1 protein-coding gene and 1 pseudogene are annotated in these 384 nt (G+C 37.5%); both read right to left on the bottom strand.

The features are described 5' to 3' along the window. Nucleotides 1-182: pseudogene (locus AAEY62_RS20710) on the bottom strand (DedA family protein); the annotation flags it as partial. A gap of 82 nt (nt 183-264) precedes the next feature. Further along, nucleotides 265-384 (bottom strand): magnetosome magnetite crystal formation protein family (locus AAEY62_RS20705; protein ID WP_350636150.1); only part of this gene is annotated, 120 nt, incomplete at its 5' end.

The following is a 384-nucleotide window of genomic DNA, read 5'->3' as shown; positions in this document are numbered from 1 at the left end:
ACTTGAGTACCCAACCAGTAATTAACGCAGCTCCCTAATACATTGCCCAAAGTGGCAGCTAGCCATAACAACAATAAATTTACTTTACCTTGGGTCATCATAGCTACCATTACCACCTCTGACGAGCTGGGCAATAAAGTAGCCGATATAAAAGCGCTAAAAAATAGCGTGAGATAAAGCATAGTATCCTTAACAATAGGAAGTAAATAAAAAAAAACCCAGCAAAAGCTGGGTTTAAAATACGCTATTAACAAACCGACATTGCTATTTTATCAAATTTAAACTCAACGGGTAGTCAAACTCTTTACCATCATTGGCTTTAACCGCGGCAATAACCACCATTACAAACGAAAATATAGCGACTATTGGCAGTAAAATTACACC

Source organism: Pseudoalteromonas sp. GW168-MNA-CIBAN-0100 (assembly GCF_040309225.1).
Taxonomy (GTDB): Bacteria; Pseudomonadota; Gammaproteobacteria; order Enterobacterales; family Alteromonadaceae; genus Pseudoalteromonas; species Pseudoalteromonas arctica.
The sequence above is the reverse complement of the archived record's forward strand: the minus strand, read 5'-3'. Positions and strand labels throughout refer to the sequence as shown.